The 19,461-nt window shown below is 59.5% G+C and carries 28 protein-coding genes, 2 tRNA genes and 1 pseudogene; 10 read left to right on the top strand and 21 right to left on the bottom strand.

Annotated features, from left to right (window positions below; all coding sequences use genetic code 11):
- Positions 1-2: 2 nt before the first annotated feature.
- From ettA to msrA, 5 genes are all read right to left on the bottom strand, one after another.
- Positions 3-1,685, bottom strand: coding sequence for an energy-dependent translational throttle protein EttA (gene ettA / locus ACTJJW_RS05795; RefSeq protein ID WP_462643180.1), 1,683 nt, complete (start codon positions 1,683-1,685; stop codon positions 3-5).
- Positions 1,686-1,733: 48 nt separating this feature from the next.
- A complete protein-coding gene (locus ACTJJW_RS05790) occupies positions 1,734-2,219 on the bottom strand; it encodes a DUF6993 domain-containing protein (protein ID WP_462643179.1) in 486 nt (161 codons plus the stop codon).
- Positions 2,220-2,289: 70 nt separating this feature from the next.
- The gene (locus ACTJJW_RS05785; protein ID WP_462643178.1) at positions 2,290-2,802 is read right to left on the bottom strand and encodes a single-stranded DNA-binding protein; all 513 of its coding nucleotides are present in this window, start codon (positions 2,800-2,802) and stop codon (positions 2,290-2,292) included.
- A gap of 266 nt (positions 2,803-3,068) precedes the next feature.
- Entirely contained in the window at positions 3,069-3,281 is a 213-nt protein-coding gene (locus ACTJJW_RS05780) for a methyltransferase (RefSeq protein ID WP_462643177.1), read from the bottom strand.
- Positions 3,282-3,408: 127 nt separating this feature from the next.
- A complete protein-coding gene (gene msrA, locus ACTJJW_RS05775; RefSeq protein WP_462643176.1) occupies positions 3,409-3,930 on the bottom strand; it encodes a peptide-methionine (S)-S-oxide reductase MsrA in 522 nt (173 codons plus the stop codon).
- A gap of 90 nt (positions 3,931-4,020) precedes the next feature.
- On the opposite strand from msrA, the gene ACTJJW_RS05770 reads away from it, so the two are divergent.
- The 3 genes from ACTJJW_RS05770 to ACTJJW_RS05760 all read left to right on the top strand — a co-directional run bounded on the left by ACTJJW_RS05770 (position 4,021) and on the right by ACTJJW_RS05760 (position 6,146).
- A complete protein-coding gene (locus ACTJJW_RS05770; protein WP_462643175.1) occupies positions 4,021-5,028 on the top strand; it encodes an aldo/keto reductase in 1,008 nt (335 codons plus the stop codon).
- 157 nt (positions 5,029-5,185) lie between these two features.
- Positions 5,186-5,431, top strand: coding sequence for a hypothetical protein (locus ACTJJW_RS05765; protein WP_462643174.1), 246 nt, complete (start codon positions 5,186-5,188; stop codon positions 5,429-5,431).
- A gap of 55 nt (positions 5,432-5,486) precedes the next feature.
- Positions 5,487-6,146 carry a hypothetical protein gene (locus ACTJJW_RS05760; RefSeq protein ID WP_462643173.1) on the top strand — a complete coding sequence of 220 codons (660 nt, stop codon included), beginning with the start codon at positions 5,487-5,489 and terminating at the stop codon, positions 6,144-6,146.
- A 46-nt stretch (positions 6,147-6,192) separates the two neighbouring features.
- Here the strand turns inward: ACTJJW_RS05760 and ACTJJW_RS05755 are convergent, their stop codons facing one another.
- From ACTJJW_RS05755 to ACTJJW_RS05735, 5 genes are all read right to left on the bottom strand, one after another.
- Positions 6,193-6,603 (bottom strand): BP74-related protein, encoded by a 411-nt coding sequence (locus ACTJJW_RS05755; RefSeq protein WP_462643172.1) that lies wholly within the window; start codon positions 6,601-6,603, stop codon positions 6,193-6,195.
- Positions 6,604-6,606: 3 nt separating this feature from the next.
- Positions 6,607-7,047, bottom strand: a complete 441-nt coding sequence (locus ACTJJW_RS05750; RefSeq protein ID WP_462643171.1) for a DUF1801 domain-containing protein — start codon at positions 7,045-7,047, stop codon at positions 6,607-6,609.
- Between the two features lie 20 nt (positions 7,048-7,067).
- Positions 7,068-7,140, bottom strand: a tRNA-Arg gene (locus ACTJJW_RS05745).
- Between the two features lie 35 nt (positions 7,141-7,175).
- Positions 7,176-7,508: a thioredoxin family protein gene (locus ACTJJW_RS05740; protein ID WP_462643170.1), complete on the bottom strand. Its 333-nt coding sequence runs from the start codon at positions 7,506-7,508 to the stop codon at positions 7,176-7,178.
- Positions 7,486-7,764: an oligoribonuclease gene (locus ACTJJW_RS05735; protein WP_462643169.1), complete on the bottom strand. Its 279-nt coding sequence runs from the start codon at positions 7,762-7,764 to the stop codon at positions 7,486-7,488. The genes ACTJJW_RS05740 and ACTJJW_RS05735 overlap by 23 nt, the downstream gene beginning before the upstream one ends.
- A 66-nt stretch (positions 7,765-7,830) precedes the next feature.
- Here ACTJJW_RS05735 and orn point away from each other — a divergent pair, with 66 nt between their 5' ends.
- From orn to ACTJJW_RS05715, 4 genes are all read left to right on the top strand, one after another.
- On the top strand, positions 7,831-8,451 hold the full coding sequence (gene orn / locus ACTJJW_RS05730; RefSeq protein ID WP_462643168.1) for an oligoribonuclease: 621 nt from the start codon (positions 7,831-7,833) through the stop codon (positions 8,449-8,451).
- 46 nt (positions 8,452-8,497) lie between these two features.
- Positions 8,498-8,573, top strand: a tRNA-His gene (locus tag ACTJJW_RS05725).
- A gap of 176 nt (positions 8,574-8,749) precedes the next feature.
- Positions 8,750-9,100 (top strand): metallopeptidase family protein, encoded by a 351-nt coding sequence (locus ACTJJW_RS05720; protein WP_462643167.1) that lies wholly within the window; start codon positions 8,750-8,752, stop codon positions 9,098-9,100.
- Between the two features lie 70 nt (positions 9,101-9,170).
- Complete coding sequence (locus ACTJJW_RS05715; RefSeq protein WP_462643166.1) at positions 9,171-9,761, top strand: hypothetical protein; 591 nt, start codon at positions 9,171-9,173, stop codon at positions 9,759-9,761.
- Here the strand turns inward: ACTJJW_RS05715 and ACTJJW_RS05710 are convergent.
- The 9 genes from ACTJJW_RS05710 to ACTJJW_RS05670 all read right to left on the bottom strand — a co-directional run bounded on the left by ACTJJW_RS05710 (position 9,748) and on the right by ACTJJW_RS05670 (position 16,789).
- Positions 9,748-10,284, bottom strand: coding sequence for a nucleoside/nucleotide kinase family protein (locus tag ACTJJW_RS05710; RefSeq protein WP_462643165.1), 537 nt, complete (start codon positions 10,282-10,284; stop codon positions 9,748-9,750). The genes ACTJJW_RS05715 and ACTJJW_RS05710 overlap by 14 nt on opposite strands.
- A complete protein-coding gene (locus ACTJJW_RS05705; RefSeq protein WP_462643164.1) occupies positions 10,274-11,029 on the bottom strand; it encodes an energy-coupling factor transporter transmembrane component T family protein in 756 nt (251 codons plus the stop codon). Before ACTJJW_RS05705 ends, ACTJJW_RS05710 begins: the two co-directional genes overlap by 11 nt.
- Positions 11,026-12,390 carry an ABC transporter ATP-binding protein gene (locus tag ACTJJW_RS05700; RefSeq protein ID WP_462643163.1) on the bottom strand — a complete coding sequence of 455 codons (1,365 nt, stop codon included), beginning with the start codon at positions 12,388-12,390 and terminating at the stop codon, positions 11,026-11,028. Before ACTJJW_RS05700 ends, ACTJJW_RS05705 begins: the two co-directional genes overlap by 4 nt.
- A gap of 71 nt (positions 12,391-12,461) precedes the next feature.
- Positions 12,462-13,082, bottom strand: coding sequence for an ECF transporter S component (locus ACTJJW_RS05695; RefSeq protein WP_462643162.1), 621 nt, complete (start codon positions 13,080-13,082; stop codon positions 12,462-12,464).
- Between the two features lie 216 nt (positions 13,083-13,298).
- On the bottom strand, positions 13,299-14,144 hold the full coding sequence (locus ACTJJW_RS05690; RefSeq protein ID WP_462643161.1) for a DUF3097 domain-containing protein: 846 nt from the start codon (positions 14,142-14,144) through the stop codon (positions 13,299-13,301).
- Positions 14,141-14,587 carry a VanZ family protein gene (locus ACTJJW_RS05685; RefSeq protein WP_462643160.1) on the bottom strand — a complete coding sequence of 149 codons (447 nt, stop codon included), beginning with the start codon at positions 14,585-14,587 and terminating at the stop codon, positions 14,141-14,143. The genes ACTJJW_RS05690 and ACTJJW_RS05685 overlap by 4 nt, the downstream gene beginning before the upstream one ends.
- A 125-nt stretch (positions 14,588-14,712) precedes the next feature.
- Positions 14,713-15,207: an SRPBCC family protein gene (locus ACTJJW_RS05680; protein WP_462643159.1), complete on the bottom strand. Its 495-nt coding sequence runs from the start codon at positions 15,205-15,207 to the stop codon at positions 14,713-14,715.
- On the bottom strand, positions 15,204-16,574 hold the full coding sequence (locus ACTJJW_RS05675; protein ID WP_462643158.1) for a glucose-6-phosphate dehydrogenase: 1,371 nt from the start codon (positions 16,572-16,574) through the stop codon (positions 15,204-15,206). Before ACTJJW_RS05675 ends, ACTJJW_RS05680 begins: the two co-directional genes overlap by 4 nt.
- Before the next feature lie 14 nt (positions 16,575-16,588).
- Positions 16,589-16,789, bottom strand: a complete 201-nt coding sequence (locus tag ACTJJW_RS05670; protein ID WP_462643157.1) for a hypothetical protein — start codon at positions 16,787-16,789, stop codon at positions 16,589-16,591.
- Between the two features lie 145 nt (positions 16,790-16,934).
- Here ACTJJW_RS05670 and ACTJJW_RS05665 point away from each other — a divergent pair, with 145 nt between their 5' ends.
- Genes ACTJJW_RS05665 through ACTJJW_RS05655 form a run of 3 tightly spaced genes read left to right on the top strand, consistent with a single transcriptional unit; the run spans position 16,935 to position 18,665 of the window.
- Positions 16,935-17,375 (top strand): hypothetical protein, encoded by a 441-nt coding sequence (locus tag ACTJJW_RS05665; RefSeq protein WP_462643156.1) that lies wholly within the window; start codon positions 16,935-16,937, stop codon positions 17,373-17,375.
- A gap of 57 nt (positions 17,376-17,432) precedes the next feature.
- Positions 17,433-17,909 carry a thioredoxin family protein gene (locus tag ACTJJW_RS05660; RefSeq protein ID WP_462643155.1) on the top strand — a complete coding sequence of 159 codons (477 nt, stop codon included), beginning with the start codon at positions 17,433-17,435 and terminating at the stop codon, positions 17,907-17,909.
- A gap of 6 nt (positions 17,910-17,915) precedes the next feature.
- Entirely contained in the window at positions 17,916-18,665 is a 750-nt protein-coding gene (locus ACTJJW_RS05655; RefSeq protein ID WP_462643154.1) for a cytochrome c biogenesis CcdA family protein, read from the top strand.
- A 110-nt stretch (positions 18,666-18,775) separates the two neighbouring features.
- Here ACTJJW_RS05655 and ACTJJW_RS05650 read toward each other — a convergent pair whose 3' ends face one another.
- On the bottom strand, positions 18,776-19,018 hold the full coding sequence (locus tag ACTJJW_RS05650) for a DUF1905 domain-containing protein (RefSeq protein ID WP_462643153.1): 243 nt from the start codon (positions 19,016-19,018) through the stop codon (positions 18,776-18,778).
- 69 nt (positions 19,019-19,087) lie between these two features.
- Positions 19,088-19,387, bottom strand: a pseudogene (locus ACTJJW_RS05645) (transposase); the annotation flags it as partial.
- Between the last annotated feature and the right edge of the window lie 74 nt (positions 19,388-19,461).

Genomic DNA, 19,461 nt, shown 5'->3' with positions numbered 1-19,461 from the left:
GCTTAGTCACGGGTGAGCTTGCGGTAGGCGCTGCGGTGCGGCTTGGCGGCATCTGGGCCGAGTCGTTCGATCTTGTTCTCTTCGTACGCGTCGAAGTTTCCTTCGAACCAGTGCCAATTGCCCGGGTTCGCTTCGGTGCCTTCATAGGCGAGGATGTGGGTCGCGATGCGGTCGAGGAACCACCTATCGTGAGTGATCACCACAGCACAGCCAGGGAACTCGAGGAGGGCGTTCTCAAGACTTCCGAGGGTTTCGACGTCCAAGTCGTTAGTTGGTTCGTCAAGCAGCAACAGGTTTCCCCCCTGCTTGAGCGTGAGCGCGAGGTTCAAACGGTTGCGCTCACCACCGGAAAGCACGCCAGCCTTCTTCTGCTGGTCTGGACCCTTGAAGCCGAACTGAGATACGTAACCTCGCGAAGGAATCTCGGTCTTACCGACCTGGATGTAGTCCTGGCCGTCAGAGACAACTTCCCACAGGGTCTTGTTGGGGTCGATGCCACCACGGCTCTGGTCGACATAGGAAATGTCGACTGTGTCGCCAATTTTGAGCGTTCCTTCGTCGAGAGGTTCAAGACCGACGATCGTCTTGAACAACGTGGTCTTTCCGACACCGTTCGGGCCGATGACTCCAACAATTCCGTTGCGAGGAAGCGTGAAGCTGAGGCCGTTGATCAAGATGCGCTCGTCGAAGCCCTTCTTGAGGTTCTTGGCGTCGATGACCTGGGATCCGAGGCGTGGCCCCATAGGGATGACAATCTCTTCGAAGTCCAGCTTTCTGGTCTTCTCCGCCTCGTTCGCCATTTCTTCGTAACGCGCGAGTCGTGCTTTCGACTTAGTCTGTCGGCCCTTGGAGTTTGAACGCACCCATTCGAGCTCGCTCGAGAGACGCTTCGCGAGCTTGACGTCTTTCTTGCCCTGCACCTGAAGGCGTTCTTGCTTCTTCTCGAGGTAGGTCGAGTAATTACCCTCATAGGGGTAGAGGTGACCGCGGTCGACTTCTGCGATCCATTCGGCGACGTGGTCGAGAAAGTACCTATCGTGAGTGACGGCCAGTACGGCGCCCGGGTACTTTGAGAGGTGCTGCTCGAGCCAAAGAACACTCTCGGCGTCGAGGTGGTTAGTGGGCTCATCGAGAAGCAGCAAGTCGGGCTTCTGGAGAAGGAGTTTGGTAAGCGCTACACGGCGCTTCTCTCCACCGGAGAGCTTGTCGACGGGCCAGTCTCCTGGCGGCGTGCGTAGTGCATCCATTGCCTGCTCGAGTTGAGAGTCGAGATCCCAAGCGTCTGCTGCATCGATATCTTCTTGCAGCGAGCCCATTTCGGCCATGAGGGCATCGAAGTCGGCATCTGGTTCAGCCATTTCGAGGCCGATGGCGGCGTGCCGGTCGACCTTCGCTTTGATCGGACCAACGCCTTCTTGAACGTTTTCGAGAACGGTTTTGGTTTCGTCGAGCTCGGGTTCCTGCATGAGGATTCCGACGCTGTAGCCGGGGCTCAGTCGTGCTTCACCGTTGCTGGGGGTGTCGAGCCCGGCCATGATCTTGAGGATTGTGGACTTTCCGGCACCGTTGGGGCCGACCACACCAATCTTCGCTCCAGGGTAGAACGACATTGTGACGTCGTCAAGGATGAGCTTGTCACCGACCGCTTTTCGCGCGCGCACCATGGAATAAATAAATTCGGCCATGTGACCATTCTACGGAGCGTTCGGGCTCAGTCGAACCCGTTCAGGGCACTACCAGTCGATGGCGCGCGTCTTTCCGACGAGACAGCCGCCAGTGCCCAAAAGCGGCTCAATGGATGACACGTAATTCTCTGGCGTGAACTGGCCCAAAAGGCACTCGCCCTTGATCCGCACGGACACAACAATGGAGTCAGCGGCGAGCCCGATTGCGGTGCTGTCTGGGGTGATTTCCATGTCTTGCTTGCTGAAGCCGTTTTCGATGAGGTTGTCGACGATGCTGCGGCCATCTCCCTGACCGTTTGCGTCGTGATACTCGGTGTTGATCAGATCAAAGAATTGTCGGTTCGCTGCAGCAGCTTCGCCTGGGCGCAGAATCGGTCCGGTGGGCGTTGCTCCGGGCGACGGTGTGCTCGAAGCTTCGTTGCTGGGAGTGGCGGTAGGTTCTGGCGTCGACGCCACACAGCCGCTGAGTGCCGCTGCAGCCGCAAGGGTGAGTGCGATTGCTCCGCCGATTCGGTGGGCTGGTCGTACGCGCATTGCAATCCTTTCGCTGGCCGTGAGCGATCAGGGCCGGGTCAAGTCTAGATTGCCTGCGCGCACGATCCGCTCAGAAGGGCGTGACTGACGCAAGCTCGCTGTCTTCGGATTCCTCCGAGTCGGCGGCCGAGTCCTCCGTTTCTTCCGCATCCGCTGCCGACTCAAATTCGTCGTGAGCAGCGTTGCCACTGACACCGTGCTGCGTGCTGCCTGCGCCGCCGCTGTTGGCGATCGTCCGCGAAAACTGTGCAGTGCCCCACATAAGATCGTGACCGAGGGAGTCGGCTTCGATTTCAATGTTGGTGCCGCTGCGGTCGGCGTTCTCCCACTCGCGGATGCGCAACCGTCCGTTGAGGACTACACGATCCCCCTTGCCCACCGAGGTGGCGCTGTTGATAGCCAACTGCCGGAAGGCGGTGATGGTGTACCAGTTGGTTTCGCCGTCGATCCATCGCTGATTGCCGCGATCGAACCGGCGCTGCGTTGAGGCAAGCCGAAACGAAGTGATAGGTAAGCCCTCGCTCGTAACGATATGGCGAGGTGTCGTGGCTACGAGCCCGGATACCGTGATGCTGTCTGTCATGTCTGCTCCTCTGTCTGCGTCGCTACAGCGCGCTGCAGCGACAGTGAATGGAGACAGATGCGGGCCGACACTCGTGCCGGGAAGCCGACCCGGCATCCGTCACTCACCAGTGTTAGACAGCAGGGACGCGCATCGCTGCAGGTACAGCGATCTGTGGATGCCGCGCCCACCGCGACACAATTCAGGAGCAGTCATCGCCCAGCATGGGATCGCTGCATACTTGGCCTAGCATTTTCGGCGTAATGCTTGCGGGCTGTGCTCGCGGCTTAGTGCTCGCGGAACTCAGGCCACGCGGTGCCCGGAAGCAGGCTCGCATGAAGCGCGGACTTTGCGGCTTCCAGCGTCGGATACACGCTTCGATAGTCTTCGTCTTTCAATAACTTGAAGGTGAACCCGTCTGTTACCCGGTGCACCGAGCCAACTGCTCCAGCCTGAGTGAATGCCACCCAGGTTTGTCCGGTCAGAGTGTGATCAGTCATTTCCGAACCTCCTTCGACTAGTGAGGCGACACCAGCGTCGCTCATTAACGAACGTACGCCGCCTAGCTCAGAAGATAAAGACCTTCTTTGCTCGACGGCGTATCGCAGTTCGCAGCTAGCTAACGAACTAGCGGATGTAGCTCGAGAACGACGAGCGGATCTTGTTGACCTTGGGCAGTGCCACTGCCATGCAATAGCCCTGACCGGGGTTCTTTGCGAAGAAGTCCTGGTGGTACTGCTCAGCGTTGTAGTAGATGTCGAGTGGCTCGATCGTGGTCACAATGCCACCATCCCAATATTCGGATGCGCGATCACGGGCCGCCTCGAAAAGAGCCTTCTGCTCCTCGCCGTCGTAGAACATTGCCGAACGGTACGACGAGCCGATGTCGTTGCCCTGCCTGTTGAGCTGGCGAGGGTCGTGGAGCGTGAAGTACACGTCGAGCATGACCTCGTCGGGAATAACCTCCGGGTCGAAGGTCACAGCTACTGCTTCTGCGTGGCCCGTGGTCTCAGTGCACACCAGCTCGTAGCTGGGGTTGGCAACGTGACCGCCGGTGTAGCCAGAGACAACGTCGGATACTCCATTGAGGGTGCGGTAGACCGCGTCGAGGCACCAGAAACAGCCGCCTGCGAGATGAAATGTGTGCATAAGTTGAGCCTACTTTCTTGGGCCGGATGACTCATACAACACACACTTCGCGTGTGGTGTTCCCTCAGCCGCTGGACATATGCTGAACGAATGCCTTACGAAGCCGCATCTAATAGATATGACACCACCGAGTACCACCGCGTAGGCCGCAGTGGTCTAAAACTTCCCGCAATTTCACTGGGACTCTGGAACAATTTTGGTTCCGATCGCCCCATCTCAACCCAGCGCGCAATTCTTCATCGCGCCTTCGATCTGGGCATCACCCACTTCGACTTGGCCAACAACTACGGCCCTGAAATCGGTGCTGCCGAACGCAACTTCGGTGAAATCTTCGCCGACGACTTTGAGCCCTACCGAGACGAGATGATCGTCTCGACCAAGGCCGGTTTCGACATGGGCGTTGGGCCATACCAAGACTGGGGTTCGCGCAAGTACCTGCTGTCGTCACTTGACGCGAGTCTCGACCGCATGGGCCTCGACTACGTTGACATCTTCTACCACCACCGCCCCGACCCCGAGACTCCCATCGAAGAGACGATGGGCGCACTGGCCACCGCCGTGAACTCAGGCCGGGCGCTCTACGCTGGCGTCTCAAACTACAACCCCGAGCAAACAGTTGCTGCCACCGAAGCACTCGCTGAGCACGGCATCCCTTTGACGATCCACCAACCGCGCTACAACATGTTCGACCGTCACATCGAAGACGGGCTCTTTCCTGTGCTCGATCAGGTAGGCGCTGGAAGCATTGTTTTCTCACCGCTTGCGCAAGGTCTACTCACCGATCGCTACATCGAGGGCACCATTCCTGACGGTTCACGTGCTGCGGAAGGGCGATGGCTGCAGCCTGGTCCGCTTGGAGACACCTACCTTCAGCGCGTGCGCGCCCTCAACGAGATCGCGCGGAACCGCGGACAGAGCCTCGCGCAGCTTGCACTGACCTGGGTGCTGCGTCATCCACAGGTCACGTCTGCCCTAGTTGGTGCCAGCAGTGTTGCACAACTAGAGAACAACTTTGCGGCGCTTGAGGGTGCACCGCTCACGGATGACGAACTCGCCGCAATTGACCCGCTCGCGGTCGACGGCACTAGCTTGCGCTAGTCGCAATTTAGCTCCATCGCTCGTAACCGGGCCACGCGTTTAAGACGCGTGGCCCGGTTACGTCGTTAAGGCCATGTGGATAGTTCAGTGCAAAATGTCAGTGTTCGAACATATATTCGAATAACACACGTTGGCATTGCTGACCGAAGGAGCAACCATGACCACCCTTGACTTCGCTGGAACTGCGCACTCGATCAGATCGGGCATCGTCACCGTTGAACTCAACGACGACCTTTGGCGAATCACCCGACCCGATGGTGAAGTTCTCGGCTACGTGCACCGCTGGCAATCTGCCGCAGGTGCACGCTTCCAAGCCAAACGGATACTGCAACGCCAGCGTCGATTTTTGCCTCTCGGTGACTTCTGGTCCATCGACGACGCACTCGATATCTTTCGATTTTGATGTGACGCGCCTGTCGCTATGCGTCCGCGCTCACTAGCCGGGTTACAGTGCCAACATGATTCTTCAGTGGTGGAATGACCTCGTTGACTGGTTCGACTCCGATCAGGGATCGGCGTTCGTGACGGGTGCCCTCGTGCCCTTCCTCGCGATCATCGTTGGAGGAATTATTGTTGGCATGATCGCCCGCTCATCGCTGCGTCGCCTCATCGGCCAGCAAGACCGCCAGACAAAGGCCGCAGCAGTCGCAGCCCTCATTTCTTCAGGCCGACGTGCAGCGACGTGGAGCACACTGTCCGCTGGCGAAAAAGAGCACGTCGACCACCAATCAAGCGAAGCAGAAGTGCGTGTTCGCCTTCTGCCGCTCAAGGGCGCGAACGTTGCTGCCGACTGGGCTGCGCACAAACTTGCCGCGATGAAGAAAAACTCCGTCAACTACAGCTTCCAAGCCGAACAAGACCTGGCAGAACTTCAAGAGGGGCTCCTCGACTGGCAAGCTCGCCCCGGCCGCGCCAAAAAACTCTTCGCCCAAGACCTCGCAAGCTGGAAGTACGAGACCGGCGAAGCTGAAGATGAACTCGTCGTCAAGCAGCAAGAGTGGGCATCACGACAAGCCACAGAAGAAGCTCCCCAGAGCACCGCCGCTACGGCAAGCAGCGCAACAGGAGGCAACGCTCATACCGCACCTACTTCTGTCGTTACGCCCGACCGCAACTAGCGCTCAGGCGGGGTCCGCGGCGAACCAAGCACCGACACCGTCGGCTCTAGGCGCCTGGTCCCTCAACAGCTACCACCCGAGCAGACCACGGGCAGAACCTGTCAGAAGTGACGATTTCGTCTTCGACGTATTGCGGAATGCCATCGCACACCTCAATAGTGACGTTGGCGAACTCGAGTGTCGCCGGATCAATATGCCACGACCACGGTTCGTTGACAGCCGAATTGCCACGCACGACAACACCATTGGGTATGGCCGCCAAGCTCTCCCCCGCGAGCAAACCCTTCGCATGTTCGATTAGCTCGGGCGTCGCTAGTTCAATCTTGTACTGCTCGCCACCAGCTACCTCGAAAGTAGCTACCGTCGGTGTTGGTCCTGCTACACAACCAGCTACCGACACGGCCACACCTGCCAACACCGCAACTGCGACCACTGTGCGCATCGATTGAATTGCCACGGCTCAGTTATTCTCGGCGCGCGCGTCGTAATCGACTCGGGCGACCTCATAGCTGCGCGTGAGCAGCTCCTCAAGCACAGTCAGGTCGACATCGGCGAGCTTCTTCACATAGAGGCATCCCACGGCTAACTCGTGCTTGCCGAGGCGTTCGAGCAACTCAGGAAAATTGCGAAAATTGCGCGCTGTGTACAACGAAAACTTTGCCTTGCGGGGCGAAAAACCAATAGTCGCCGTGTCACCTTCCCTGCCTGTGGCGTAGCGGTAGTGGCTTGACCCAAAGCCAATGATTGACGGACCCCACATCACCGCATCCTGCCCAGATGCCCGACCGAAGATCTCCAGAAGCGTTTCCGCTTCCTGTCGGCGCCGCTCAGAATCGATCGTCGAAATAAACTCAGCAACGCTAGCGGCTGTCGCACTCGTCTTATTCGGTTGGTTCGTCATCGGCCGCCCCTCTATTCGGGTGCCCTCGGCAGGATTCGAACCTGCGACCAAGAGATTAGAAGGCTCCTGCTCTATCCCCTGAGCTACGAGGGCGGGGTATACGACTTAAACGATAGCGTGTCGAAGCGCTACATCGCTTTCGCGAGCGCAACCAGCATCTGATTCACCGTAGGGGCACCCTGCGCACGAAACACCTCATCGCCATTGGCTGCGACAATCACGATGGTGGGTGTTGACACAATGCCAGCGCGCTCTGCCTCATCTGAATGGCGGGCGATATCCAACTCGGCATAATCCACGCGCGTTACAAGCTTCGACACCTGATCGAGAGTGTTGCGGGCTGTTGCGCACGGGTCGCAAAACGCCGACGAGAAGAACAACACCGTCGGTCGCTGCTCAGCGGGCGCGGTGTCGTTCTCAGTCGGATCAGAGTGACTCTTAGAGATCGTTTCGTTCGTCAAGGTCTTCCAGGGGGTCGCTGTCTGCTTTATCCCACGTGTAGGTCACATGAACCTGTTCGCCGACCTGTTTAGCAACGGGGCCGTCGTAACGCAGTTGAGTTTCTGACCCTTCGGCGTCTGCCGCGATCAGGGTCACATAATCATCCCACCCCGCTTCGGTCGCAATGCGCTTATCGTTCTGGCCGTCATAGGGGCCGCCGACATAGAACACGATGTACTCGTCGCCGTGCGCGAGCGTGGGAGTTGATTCGGTCATGCCTCAGTTTTATCAGACAAGGTTGGGCGAACGCTGGCGACACCGCATCAACGGTAGAATCTCCATATGGCATCACACGCTGAATATCTGGTCTGGATCGACTGCGAAATGACGGGACTGGATGTCGCAATCGACGAACTCGTCGAAGTTGCGGTGGTCATTACCGACTACGATCTCGTTCCCGTCGATGAGGGAATGTCGATCGTCATCAAGCCAAGCGCGGCTGCACTCGGCAACATGGGTGAATTCGTCACCCAAATGCACACCTCCAGCGGCCTCATCGAAGAGATGCCCAATGGGGTCTCCTTGGCCGATGCCGAGTTTGCCGTCAACGAGTACATCGTGCAGTACGTGCCCAATCCTCGCTCGGCACCGCTTGCCGGCAATACCATCGGCACCGACCGCACCTTCTTAGCGAAGTACATGCCTCGCGTCGATTCGCACCTGCACTACCGCAGCATCGACGTGTCGTCGATCAAAGAGCTTTCACGGCGCTGGTTCCCCCGCGTGTACTTCAATGCACCGGCAAAAGATGGCGGTCATCGTGCCCTCGCCGACATCCTTGAGTCGATTCGTGAGCTCGAGTACTACCGCAAAGCCGTCTTCGTTGGTGAACCAGGACCGACTACAGAAGAGGTCAAAATAATTTCAGCTGATGTAGTGGATGGATTCGCCTCGCGGCTGTAATACACTAGTAGAGTTGCTTATCGCCGAAGGGCGAAAAACAGCCTTGGTGGGCGTAGCTCAGTTGGTAGAGCGCTGGCTTGTGGAGCCGGAAGTCGCGGGTTCGAGCCCCGTCGTTCACCCCAAGAAAACAGTGGCTTGGCAATTGCGCCAAGCCACTGTTTTGTATAACTGCACTTTGTAAAACGGTGCTTTTCGAATGCCGCTGTATTCACCGCGTTGTTCACCTAGCGGCGCATCCACTCGTTGAGCGGCGCATCCTCATGGCCCCGCCTCCAGCCTCGGCTGGCAAGCTGTACTTATGGAAAATCTCGACGAAGAACAGTTCGAGGCACTCGTTGTCGAGGGACTCGATGCGCTTGCCGACGAGATTGTTGAGGGCTTGGAAAATGTCGTCTTTGTCACCGAGGCTCGCCCAGAGGATGGCTCCCTCAACGTGTTGGGGCTTTATGACGGGATTGCCCTGACCGAGCGCGGTCAGTATGGTTTCGGCGAACTGCCCGACCGCATCATCCTGTTTCGGGAACCGCTCGTGGCGATCTGCGAAACGCTTGACGAGCTGAAAGAGCAGATTCACGTCACTCTTGTGCACGAAATCGCACACTATTACGGCATCGACGATGAGCATCTACACGAACTCGGCTGGGCGTAGCGACAGTTAGGCTGTCTTGCGGTTGTCACCGCGTAGGATTTCGTGAGTGTCCCGAGTTTCAGGAGGATTGATGATTTCGAGCAAGCGCTCCAGTGCGTTGTTGATGACGCCCGCAGTATTGCTGGTGCTATCGGGGTGTGCCCTGATCGAACCCGCTGATACCAGCGAGCCGCCCACGACAATGCAACTCTGCGCTCTCGGTCACACGTGGGAACTCGACACCACCGATCTCTCCGAAAAGCTTCTTGCCGATCTGCCTGCGCAGGGCGTTCCTGCCACCGCGGTGGAGCCTAGCGGCGGGCAAACGCTCACGTGGCAAAAAGACGGCGCTCTCACGATCGAGTCAGATCTGGTGTTCACGATTACCGCGACCCCCAAGAAAGACCAAGTCATGACGATCACGCAGGCTTACAACGGCACCGTTGCAGGCAGGGCTCTGATCAACGCGGATGTCGCAATCCCCCGCGACTGGGATGTCTCAGACTACGAGATCGAAACTTCGGCTGTGCTCAATGACGAGCCCGTAGAAGAGCTCGCCTACACGATTCCGCGCAGCGACTTCGATGACATGCTCGGGCTGATCATTACGTGTGAAGCAGATGCGTTGACAGTCAACCCGCGCGGTACGGATCTCATTCAGCGTTGGACTAAGGCCAGCTAGCAGCGAGGTTTCCGTCACGTATCTCGTCGGCGAGAGCCTTCGGGTTCTCGCGCGCGATGAAGCGAAGTTCTTGACGAGCCCAGCGCTCCCAATGCGGAGCGTAGGTGTCGCCATCCCGCTCGAGCGCTCGTTTCTTGCGGGCTGAATCGTCGAGTTCTACCCAGATCGTGTGATCTGCCAGGGGCTTGGATGCACGGCTCAAGGCCCCGACCCCTTCGACGACGATCGGGCGATTGGCGTCGAGCTCGTGCCACTGCCCCGCCTCGTTTGTGACCCAATCCCATTCTTGCCATCGCAGCGAGTTCAGGATCTGCGGCACCATCGCGCTTGCCGCGTCAAGGCCATCCCAGCCAGGGTAAAAGTCGTCGAGCTTTACCAGTTGCACTTCGGGCCAGGCCGCAGCAATCGCGCGCCCCAGTTCGGTCTTGCCCGAACCGGAGCGACCGTCGATGAGGCAACACCAGCGCTCGTGAGGAGCGCTGGTTGATTTGGGCGCAGCAGCACTGCGCGCGCTAACCGACAATGAAGTTCCAACTTTCCGTGAGCACAGCTACCACGGTAGCGATCAGCCCAACAAGCACACCGATACCGATAGTTGCCCATTCGGCCGCGCCCCAGCGGGATTCCCGTGCCCACGTTCGCGGGGTATCGCCGCCAAAGCCCCGGGCTTCCATCGCGATCGACAGTTTGCTGCCGCGACGGATCGAAAGCACCAACAGGGCAAAGCCTTGGCCTGCGATACGACGGATGCGACCGCGGTCGGCCACGCCACGTGCGCGACGGGCCAATTCGAGGGAGCGCCAGTCATCTAAAAAGAGACCAACCATGCGCACGGCGGCGAGGGCTCCGAGCACGAAACGATCGGGAAGCCGCAGGCGTTGGGCAAGGCCATCGGCGAAGTCGGTGGGATCGATCGAAATGAACAGGACAACAGCCGGTAAGCCGATCGCGAGCACCCGCAGGAAGGTTGCCAGGGCGAGCTCAATGGATCCGTCACTGATTCTGATGAGCAAGAATTCGAAATACACCGCGCCGTCGTAGCGTCCGTAAAGCAGGATGGTGAGCGCCGTGAGGGGCGCCGCGAGCCAAACGGGGAGTGTTCGCAGCCAGAATCGTCTCCATTCGATACCCATGAAAGCGATGATCACTAGCTCGAGCACAAGGGCAGTGCCTGCCGAGACCCAGTCGATCGTGACGATCAAAAAAAGGCTGACGATGAGCCCGGCGCCAAGCTTGGCTACGGGGTTGACGGATGCGATGGGGATCACGAGAGCACCACCGTCGAATCCGCGAGAGCGTCAACAAAGTCGAGGTCATGGCTCACGGCGACCACACTGCTGCCCTCATCGACGAGGCGCGCAAGCAGTGCGAGCAGTTCGCTCCAGGTTCGAGAATCTTGACCGAACGTTGGTTCGTCGAGCACCAGCATCCGGGGCCGTGTTGCTAAGGCTGTGGCGACGCTCAGTCGACGTTTTTCGCCGCCAGACAGGGTGAAGGGGTTGGCGTTGGTGAGCCGATCGAGCCGCAGCCGCGTGAGCAATTCGTCGACTCGGGCATCCACTTCTGCATCGCCCAGTTTGAGCGCACGGGGCCCAACTTCGAGTTCTGCCCGAACCGTGCTCGTGAGCAACTGGTGTTCTGGGTCCTGAAACACGGTGCCAATGCGCGTGAGCAGTTCACGAGATTTCCATCTGATCGGATGCTCGCCCAGACCTGCCGCGAGCGCTGAGTTCGCTACAACAGCACCGCTCATGGGCGGCAATAGCCCGCCAAGCGTAAGAGCGAGGGTCGACTTGCCCGAGCCGTTGGGGCCGGTGATGGCAAGGGCATGGCTGCTCGGGATCGAAAGGTCGAACGGTTGAGCTACAACACGTTTACCTCGCCCGACGCTCAGGTCGTGAGTGGTCAGGAGCGTCTGCTGTGCTGCGCGCTCCCTTCGTTGAGGTCGCGGAGGGGGAAACTGCGGAATCCAGACTCCGCGCGCAGCGAGTTGTTCGCCCTGGCGTGAGAGAACGTCGGACGGTGACCCATCGGCGATCGCTCCTCCGCCTGCCGCAAGAACGACCACGCGGTCGACGACATCGCTCCACACTGCCACGCGATGTTCGACCACCACGATGGTGGCACCGGTGGAATCGGCAACTCGCATGACGGCATCCCGAACTTCGGTGACCCCCTGAGGGTCGAGATTTGCTGTCGGTTCATCGAGCACAATGAGCCCTGGTTGCATCGCTAAGACGCCGGCGAGCGCTAACCGCTGCTTTTGACCGCCCGAGAGCGCGCTCGTGTCGCGATCAAGCGCGACATCGAGCCCCACCTGATCGAGACTGTTGCGCACGCGCCTCCAAATCTCGTCACGGGGCACACCGAGGTTCTCGCATCCAAAAGCGACGTCGTCGCCGACGCGCTCCAAGATCACCTGGCTGTCGGGGTCCTGAATTACCAGCCCCGTGCGACCACGATGGGCTGCCGGATGCTCGTCGTCGACAAGCAGAGACCCTTCGGCCTCTCCCTCGTCGTCGCCAACAACCCCCGCAAGGGCATGGAGGAACGTCGACTTTCCCGCCCCCGATTCGCCAAGGAGCAACACGCGTTCGCCGGGTTCGATGCGCAGATCAAGACCGCGCACCGCCCAAGCGAGCCTGCTGGAGTGGCGCCACCCCCATCCTTCGACGGTGACGCCAGCAGGCCTGATGGAGGTCAGACTCGCTTCGCAATCTCACGACCGGCGCCGAAGCGGTTGAGCGCTCCGGTAGCGGCGAGACCTCGAGTTGCCAGCCATGACAGCAGACCGGCAATGAGCATTCCGCCGATGATGGCGGCAATCGTGTAGATGACGATGAAGGGAAGCGCGGAACCCGGGTACCAGAGCACGAGGTCAGTGATGGCCATCGCAAGGCCCGCTCCGGCGCCCGCAAGAACCGCTCCGCTGATGCGCCAGTTGGCGTAGAGGAAGGCCGCAAACACGATCTCTGCGCCGAGGCCCTGTGTGAGACCACTTACGAGAGTAAGCGCACCCCACTGGTTGCCGATGAGGGCTGAGACGGAGGCTGCCACCATCTCGCCGTAAATCGCGGCACCTGGCTTGCGAATCACGAGTGCGGTGAGCACGCCTGCGAAGAGCCAGAAACCACCGCCAAGAGCCTGCAGCCCTGGCAGCAACGCTTCTAGGGGTGCGGTTACCGGAGACGAGGCGATATTCCAGACGACGAAGATCAGTCCGCTCGCCACGCCAATAACGCTGGCAACGACAATGTCGATCACCCGCCACTGAAAACGCGAACCGATGGGGGTGGACGTGGATGGTGGTGTTGTGGTCACTTTCGTGCCTTTCATTTGATGAATGGCACGGGTTTCAAGAGTGTCTGCTCCCTGCGCTGGCATGATCCAGATCAGGTTCGACGGTCGAAGCTTGGAGAAGCTCCCTCTCAGCCCGGCTCACCGGACTCCCGTGTTCGCCACCCAGTCTAACCATCAATAGGCTCGACTTCCTCGCGCGCGGTCATGCCCCAGATCGACTAGTGCGGCGCGTGTGCGCTACGAGTCCTGGTCGACCGTGACGAAGTCGATCAGTTGTTCAACGCGCCCCAACAGTGCAGGCTCAAGATCGGCAAAGCTCGTGACCTTCGAGAGAATGTGCTGCCACGCTCGCGCAATGTCGGCCTGGTCGTCGTGTGACCAGCCAAAGGCCTCGCAGATTCCATGTTTCCACTCGGTGCCGCGCGCGATTGTGGGCCACGCCGCAATTCCGAGGCTCTGAGGCTTTACCGCCTGCCAGACATCCACGAATGGATGCCCGACCACGAGGGCATGCTTGCTGTACTTTCCTCGGCCAACGGCATCCGCAATTCGGCTCTCCTTGGAGCCGGCGACAAGGTGATCGACGAGGATCCCCAGCTTGCGTTCGGAGGTGGGGGCAAAGTCAGCGACGATCGCCTCGAGATCGTCGATGCCACCCAGGTACTCGACAACGACTCCCTCAGCGCGAAGGTCATCACCCCAGACTCGCTCGACCAACTCTGCATCGTGGCGTCCCTCGACGTAGATGCGACTCGCGAGCGCGGTGCGGGCACGCTGTTCGGGTGCGGCGAATGACCCTGATGCCGTTTTGCGGGTGGCGGCTGCCTGAGCGACAGGCTTGGTCAGCTCTACCGCGACGCCGTCGATGAGGTAGCCGCGGCCGAGTGGAAAAGCACGCGAACGGCCGTGGCGGTCTTCAAGCTCGATGAGGCCATTAGCGTGCCGCACAAGCGCTCCGACGTAGCCGTCAGCGATGACTTCGACCACCATCCCCGGCTCAATAGGCACTTTGGGGAGCACTGTGGGGGTGCGCTCGCGCCAAAAGTCAGCGAGCACATCGTTCGAATAGCGGTCTTCGGTCACCGATCGAGGTTAAGCGGTGCCACCGAATTGCTAGCGGAGGCGCGTCGGTTCGACGCAAGGTTGCCACGAGACTGTCTGCGTCGCGACGTATGGGTGCGCTGGGAGTGCTCGCGCCACAACGCGATGCCTGCCGCGGATGCGACGCCCACGCCTGCGCCGACGCTTGCGAGAATAATGTCTATGACATTGGCGTAGCCTGCTGGCATCCAGACAGTTTGAGCAGCTTCAAGCCAGGCCGCTGCGACAACGCTGAAGGCGAGAGCTACCCACCAGCGACGACGCCCAAACATGCAGACCAGAAAAGCTCCGACGGGGATGAACACGAGTATGGTCCACATCCAGAACCGGCCGTTGCTGCCTGGAGCAATCACGAATGCGAGACTTGCCAGCGCGGCAAAGTAGAGCGCGGCGCACACCGCTACTATGAATCTCGATCGGAACATAGTGACATTGTCACAAGCGCATCTTTGTGCTAGTTGTGAGAAGGATGCGTGTGAAGTGTGAACGGCCACGAAAATGACAACGATTCGGTAACTGAAGCCGCTACTCCCTCGCTCGAGGTCGATTTCTAGCGGGCAGCGAGGTGATCGATCTCGCGCGCGATCGGAGGCAACACGTGTCGCATGTACCGCGCCCACCACAACGTCACGACCAACCAGACGATCCAGCCACGAGCGGGGCGGGCAAAGAAGGTATAGCTCCAACGAATGATTGACCCGCTCTGACGGGGCTCAAAGCGCCACTCGGCACGAGCACCCGACACAAGCGTGCCGAACAGCTTCTGGAACCCGCTCAACTCGTAGGCGAACAGCGCTGGCGAATCTGTGTCGGTGATCGTTTCGACGACATGGCCGCCATCGGAGAGCATCAGCATGCGGGTACGGCCGACGGTGTCCCACTCGCCCGATTGCTTGCGCACCTCAATAACTGCGGGAAGAGGGCCGAAACGGGGATAAAACCGCGTGGGATCTAACGGCCCAGAAAGTTCGTAGGCCTGCTGTGCGTTAGTTCGCACGAGAGCGTCAGCGGATGCGCTGATGCCACGCCCCCGATGCCCGGTCACGCCGTGCTCCAACTCGTTGGCCCCTGCGAGCCAGCCGGGTACTCGTCGAGGGGCACACGGTTCTCACGAAAGGCTTTGACCACCGGAGCGACGATCCTCCAACACTGCTCGGCTACGTCACCGCGCACAGAGAGCACCGGGTCGCCGTCGATGAGCGAGGCGATCACTTCGCCGTAGGCGCTCATGGCAGGGTCTCCCAGTGTCGTTGTGAGCTTGGTGCGATCGAGGGAGAACGGATCACCCTCACCATTGACGATGAGATCAAGCTCGAGCGTTGCCGGCTTAATTGAAATAGTCAGCTGGGCGGGGTCTGCCATCCCTGTAAGACCTCGAGGTAAGTGGGGCACTGGGGCGAAGGTGATGACGATGTCTTGACGCGCCTCGCCCATCGCTTTACCCGACCGCAAGATGAAGGGAACCCCAGCCCATCGCCAGTTATCAATCTCAAACGTCACTTCGGTAAGAGTCTCGGTGCCGAGATCGGCGTCAACGCCGTCTTCGTCGACGTAGGCAGGTAGGTCTCGGTCACCGATGGTACCTGCCGTGTAGCGTGCACGACGAGCACACGCCCCGTCCTCGGATTGCGCCCGGGTTGCCCTCAACACTTGGGCCATTGCCCCTCGAAGATCTTCCGAGTTCACACTCGCTGGTGGCTCCATTGCGGTCAACGCGAGTACAAGCAAGAGGTGGCTTTGGATCATGTCAACAACCGCGCCTGCACGGTCGTAATAGCCAGCGCGACCTTCGAGCGCGAGAGGCTCATCAAAGATCAGTTCAACCTTCGCGACGTTGGGCACCCCCAACAGCGGCTCGAACACCCGGTTAGCGAAGCGAAGTCCCAAAAGATTGAGCACTGTCGACTTGCCCAAAAAATGGTCAACTCTAAAGATTTGTTCCTCGGGCAAGATTTTCTCCAGCAGCCGGTTCAGACTGCGAGCGCTCGCCTCATCGCTGCCGAACGGCTTTTCGAGCGCGAAGACGATGCCTTCGGGCAGTTCCTCATTCGCGAGCGCCCTGCACACCTTTTCGGTGATCGCTGGCGGAAGCGCGAAGTACAGCGCGATCCTCCCCGTTGCTTCGGCGAGAACATTGTGCACTTGGGCCGCATCCGTTACATCGGCTTTCAGATAACGGGCACCCTGAACAACCGTGTGAGACGCGGACGATTGCTGAGTCGCGAACGAATCTGCAACGCGCTGCTGCCACGTCACGTCATCCATTTCTTGCCGGTCAACTCCGATGAGAGACAAATTCTGGGCCTCGTCGCTCGCCAAGAACGATGCAAGCCCCGGCAACAGCAGGCGAGAAGTGAGGTCTCCCCCAGCGCCAAAAATAATCAGTGTCTTGATACGTTCACGTTCAGCCATGGCAATCTCCCTGATCAGTTGCGCGGACGAGTTGCAGCAGTTGCCGATGCGGTGGCCGATACACCAGCAAATTTAGATGCTGATCCGCGACGCGGCCACGCCATCCACCACATAAGAGCGCCGACAATCGCGGAACCAAGGACGCCGACCACCGGGCCGAGCCATACAGGGCCAGCATGGCCACATTGTGCGCTGGTGAGCTGCGCTTTTCGCATGGTTAGACGTTAGCGCAGCGTCACCAAGCCCGTCGCGAAACGCCCGATAAGCGGCCGAAACGCTCACACCGTCTTTGACACCAAAACGCGGGTGATTTGCACGGTTCGTGGGACAAGCGGGCAGTGGAGTCGCTACGGTTTGGATATGCAATCGTGGAGGGACGCGCTCAACGCCGACGAACAGGCCGACGTCGATCGAATTCTCGACTCCGCTCTTCATGTGGCCAGAACTAATCTTGGCCACGCCAGCGAGTTCATGACCTTCGCTCTCATGACCGATGGGAGCGGTCGAGTATTGGAGATGACAGCGGATGATGCGCTGCGCAAAAAGCATCCGAACGCCCAAGCACTCCTGGATCAGACGGTGACGCAGCTGCGTCAAATGGCCAACATCTCCCGCTGCAGCGCGATCGTCTCAAACACACGGCTCGTCGCACAGAAGACGGACGCTATCGAGGTTCGGATCGAGCACCGTGCTGGAGCAGCGCTCATGGTTTTGCTGCCCTACACACGAGCTCGATTCACCGGTGCGCTAACTTTCGGAGACCTCAAACTCTTCTCCCACAAAGCTGAAGTCTGGGTATAGCCCGCGAATTGAGCTAGCAGCGGAACAATTTTGCGGTGCCATGCGTTACTGGCGGGCATGAACAAGCGAATTCTCGCGATAGTCATTGCTCTCGCTGTTGTTGTCATTGCAGCGATCGCTATTATCTCGATCGGCACAGCCGAGAACCCGAACAACTCTGCGGAGTCAAACGCTTCGTCGGGAAGCTCCGATAGCGCAAGCACTGAGACTGTCGAAAACGACGGCGGCGGCGCCTACGTTGAGTACAGCCCCACCGCAGTTGCCGATGCTGAGGGCCGCGTGTTCTTGTTCTTCCACGCCCCTTGGTGCCCGCAATGCGTCTCGATGGAAGGTGACATCAAGTCTGAGGGAGTCCCGTCCGGCGTCACGATCGTGAAGGTGGACTACGACTCCAACCAGGATCTTCGCGCGGAATACGGCGTGACGCAGCAAACCACCTTTGTTGAGGTCGACTCGAGCGGAGAGAAACTCCAGGATAACTACGTTGCCTACGCAGATCCCACACTTCAGACTGCTCTCGACGCGCTTCTCTAGGCCGCGATGCTCAGCCTGATTCTGCTCTCGTTCGTTGCGGGGATTCTCACGGTTGCAGCGCCCTGCGTTCTCCCGCTACTTCCCGTGATCGTCGGTGGGTCAATGGCGCGAACGAGCAGTGACGCAGCGGTTGCTGAGCGGCAGTGGTATCGACCCGTCGTCATCGCGCTCAGCCTCGCAATGTCAGTAATCGTCTTCACGTTGCTGCTCAAAGCGACGACCGTACTGCTCGGTGTTCCGCAACTCGTCTGGCAAATCATTGCCGGCGGAATCCTCGTGATCTTTGGCCTCACCCTTGTGTTCCCGTCACTCTGGGAACGCTTCATGCTTGCGACGGGCATCCAGAATCGCGCCAATGCGGTGATGAACCGTTCGTACTCGCGCGGCGGACTCGGCGGTGACGTGATGCTCGGAGCTGCGCTCGGACCAACATTCAGCAGCTGCTCCCCCACTTACGCTTTGATTCTGGCCACCGTATTGCCGGTGTCGTTTGGTGAGGGATTGCTCTACATCGTCGTGTACGCGGTCGGTCTTGCGATTGCGTTGCTGCTCATCGCATTTTTGGGCCAAGCATTCGCACGCAAGCTGGGGTGGCTCGCCAACCCCAACGGCGCGTTCAAACGAGTTGTCGGCATCGCGCTGATCGTGGTTGGAATTGCCGTGATCTTCGGACTCGACAAGCAGTTCCAGAGCTTCGTGCTTGAACAGGGTTGGTACGACCCGATCCAGAACTTCGAGGAAGGTATCACCGGCTAAGAACCGGCGGAGTAGGATTCTGGGCACCCACAATCACTGGATGAAAGCCGCCGGTGTTACGCCCAGCCATCGTCGTGCCTGAGGCGGCCGCGAGCGACCCTCAGGCAGACTTAGACGAGCTGTATCGTCGCGTTGACCGTATCGCCCGGCTCAATGCCCTCAGCAAGACGCACCGCGGCCTTCACCGGCAACGAGAAGCCGTTGTGACTACTGCTGGGAAAGATTGACGTGCTCCACGTTGAGCCGCCGATCGTTACTACTACCGCGACCGAACCGAAACCCCGCGGACTCGTTGTGGCAGGGGCGTTAGCGGCCATGAGAAAGTGGGCGGTTTCTAGCCAACGTCGCAACACTCGATCAAATGTGAACTATTTCGCTGAGCCTATCGAAGTGTGTTTGGGCTGGTTCCCAATTGCGTGATTCGCGAGGAGCGCGTGAACATTGGCGACGCGGCCGCTCTCGCGCATTTTCAACACCAGGGCATCGGCGGCCACGAACATGTAGAGGCCTGCATCGAGGGGCCGGGTTCGGAACTGCCCAACCTGCTCGTCGAGGTCCTTGGCCATGATCGACACCTGCGACTTCGAGAGGCGGGCGATACCGAGGGACTCGACGAGTTGCTCCATCCGCCTCGTCGACACCCCGAGCAGGTAGCAGGTCGCCACGACGCTCGTCAGGGCCGCTCGGCGCGGGGACGCCCCCGACATAGCGATGGTGGGCATGCTCGCCCGCCGCCTGGCCGATGGCACCGAACCTGCCGCAGCCAACGTGAACTTGAGTGTCTATGACACCTTCA

The sequence above is a fragment of the Rhodoglobus galactosidasius genome (assembly GCF_054957775.1).
This window is presented reverse-complemented; position numbering and strand designations above follow the sequence as displayed.

Bases quoted from the DNA above. Each gene is read 5' to 3' on its own strand.
- ACTJJW_RS05790 (WP_462643179.1), bottom strand. From the start codon at position 2,219: ATGCGCGTACGACCAGCCCACCGAATCGGCGGAGCAATCGCACTCACC.
- ACTJJW_RS05750 (WP_462643171.1), bottom strand. From the start codon at position 7,047: ATGACGAACCAACCGAATAAGACGAGTGCGACAGCCGCTAGCGTTGCT.
- ettA (WP_462643180.1), bottom strand. From the start codon at position 1,685: ATGGCCGAATTTATTTATTCCATGGTGCGCGCGCGAAAAGCGGTCGGT.
- ACTJJW_RS05720 (WP_462643167.1), top strand. From the start codon at position 8,750: ATGGAAAATCTCGACGAAGAACAGTTCGAGGCACTCGTTGTCGAGGGA.
- ACTJJW_RS05715 (WP_462643166.1), top strand. From the start codon at position 9,171: ATGATTTCGAGCAAGCGCTCCAGTGCGTTGTTGATGACGCCCGCAGTA.
- ACTJJW_RS05675 (WP_462643158.1), bottom strand. From the start codon at position 16,574: ATGGCTGAACGTGAACGTATCAAGACACTGATTATTTTTGGCGCTGGG.
- ACTJJW_RS05655 (WP_462643154.1), top strand. From the start codon at position 17,916: ATGCTCAGCCTGATTCTGCTCTCGTTCGTTGCGGGGATTCTCACGGTT.
- ACTJJW_RS05685 (WP_462643160.1), bottom strand. From the start codon at position 14,587: ATGTTCCGATCGAGATTCATAGTAGCGGTGTGCGCCGCGCTCTACTTT.
- ACTJJW_RS05670 (WP_462643157.1), bottom strand. From the start codon at position 16,789: ATGCGAAAAGCGCAGCTCACCAGCGCACAATGTGGCCATGCTGGCCCT.
- ACTJJW_RS05760 (WP_462643173.1), top strand. From the start codon at position 5,487: ATGATTCTTCAGTGGTGGAATGACCTCGTTGACTGGTTCGACTCCGAT.
- ACTJJW_RS05660 (WP_462643155.1), top strand. From the start codon at position 17,433: ATGAACAAGCGAATTCTCGCGATAGTCATTGCTCTCGCTGTTGTTGTC.
- orn (WP_462643168.1), top strand. From the start codon at position 7,831: ATGGCATCACACGCTGAATATCTGGTCTGGATCGACTGCGAAATGACG.
- ACTJJW_RS05765 (WP_462643174.1), top strand. From the start codon at position 5,186: ATGACCACCCTTGACTTCGCTGGAACTGCGCACTCGATCAGATCGGGC.
- ACTJJW_RS05780 (WP_462643177.1), bottom strand. From the start codon at position 3,281: ATGACTGATCACACTCTGACCGGACAAACCTGGGTGGCATTCACTCAG.
- ACTJJW_RS05735 (WP_462643169.1), bottom strand. From the start codon at position 7,764: ATGACCGAATCAACTCCCACGCTCGCGCACGGCGACGAGTACATCGTG.
- ACTJJW_RS05785 (WP_462643178.1), bottom strand. From the start codon at position 2,802: ATGACAGACAGCATCACGGTATCCGGGCTCGTAGCCACGACACCTCGC.
- ACTJJW_RS05665 (WP_462643156.1), top strand. From the start codon at position 16,935: ATGCAATCGTGGAGGGACGCGCTCAACGCCGACGAACAGGCCGACGTC.
- ACTJJW_RS05770 (WP_462643175.1), top strand. From the start codon at position 4,021: ATGCCTTACGAAGCCGCATCTAATAGATATGACACCACCGAGTACCAC.
- msrA (WP_462643176.1), bottom strand. From the start codon at position 3,930: ATGCACACATTTCATCTCGCAGGCGGCTGTTTCTGGTGCCTCGACGCG.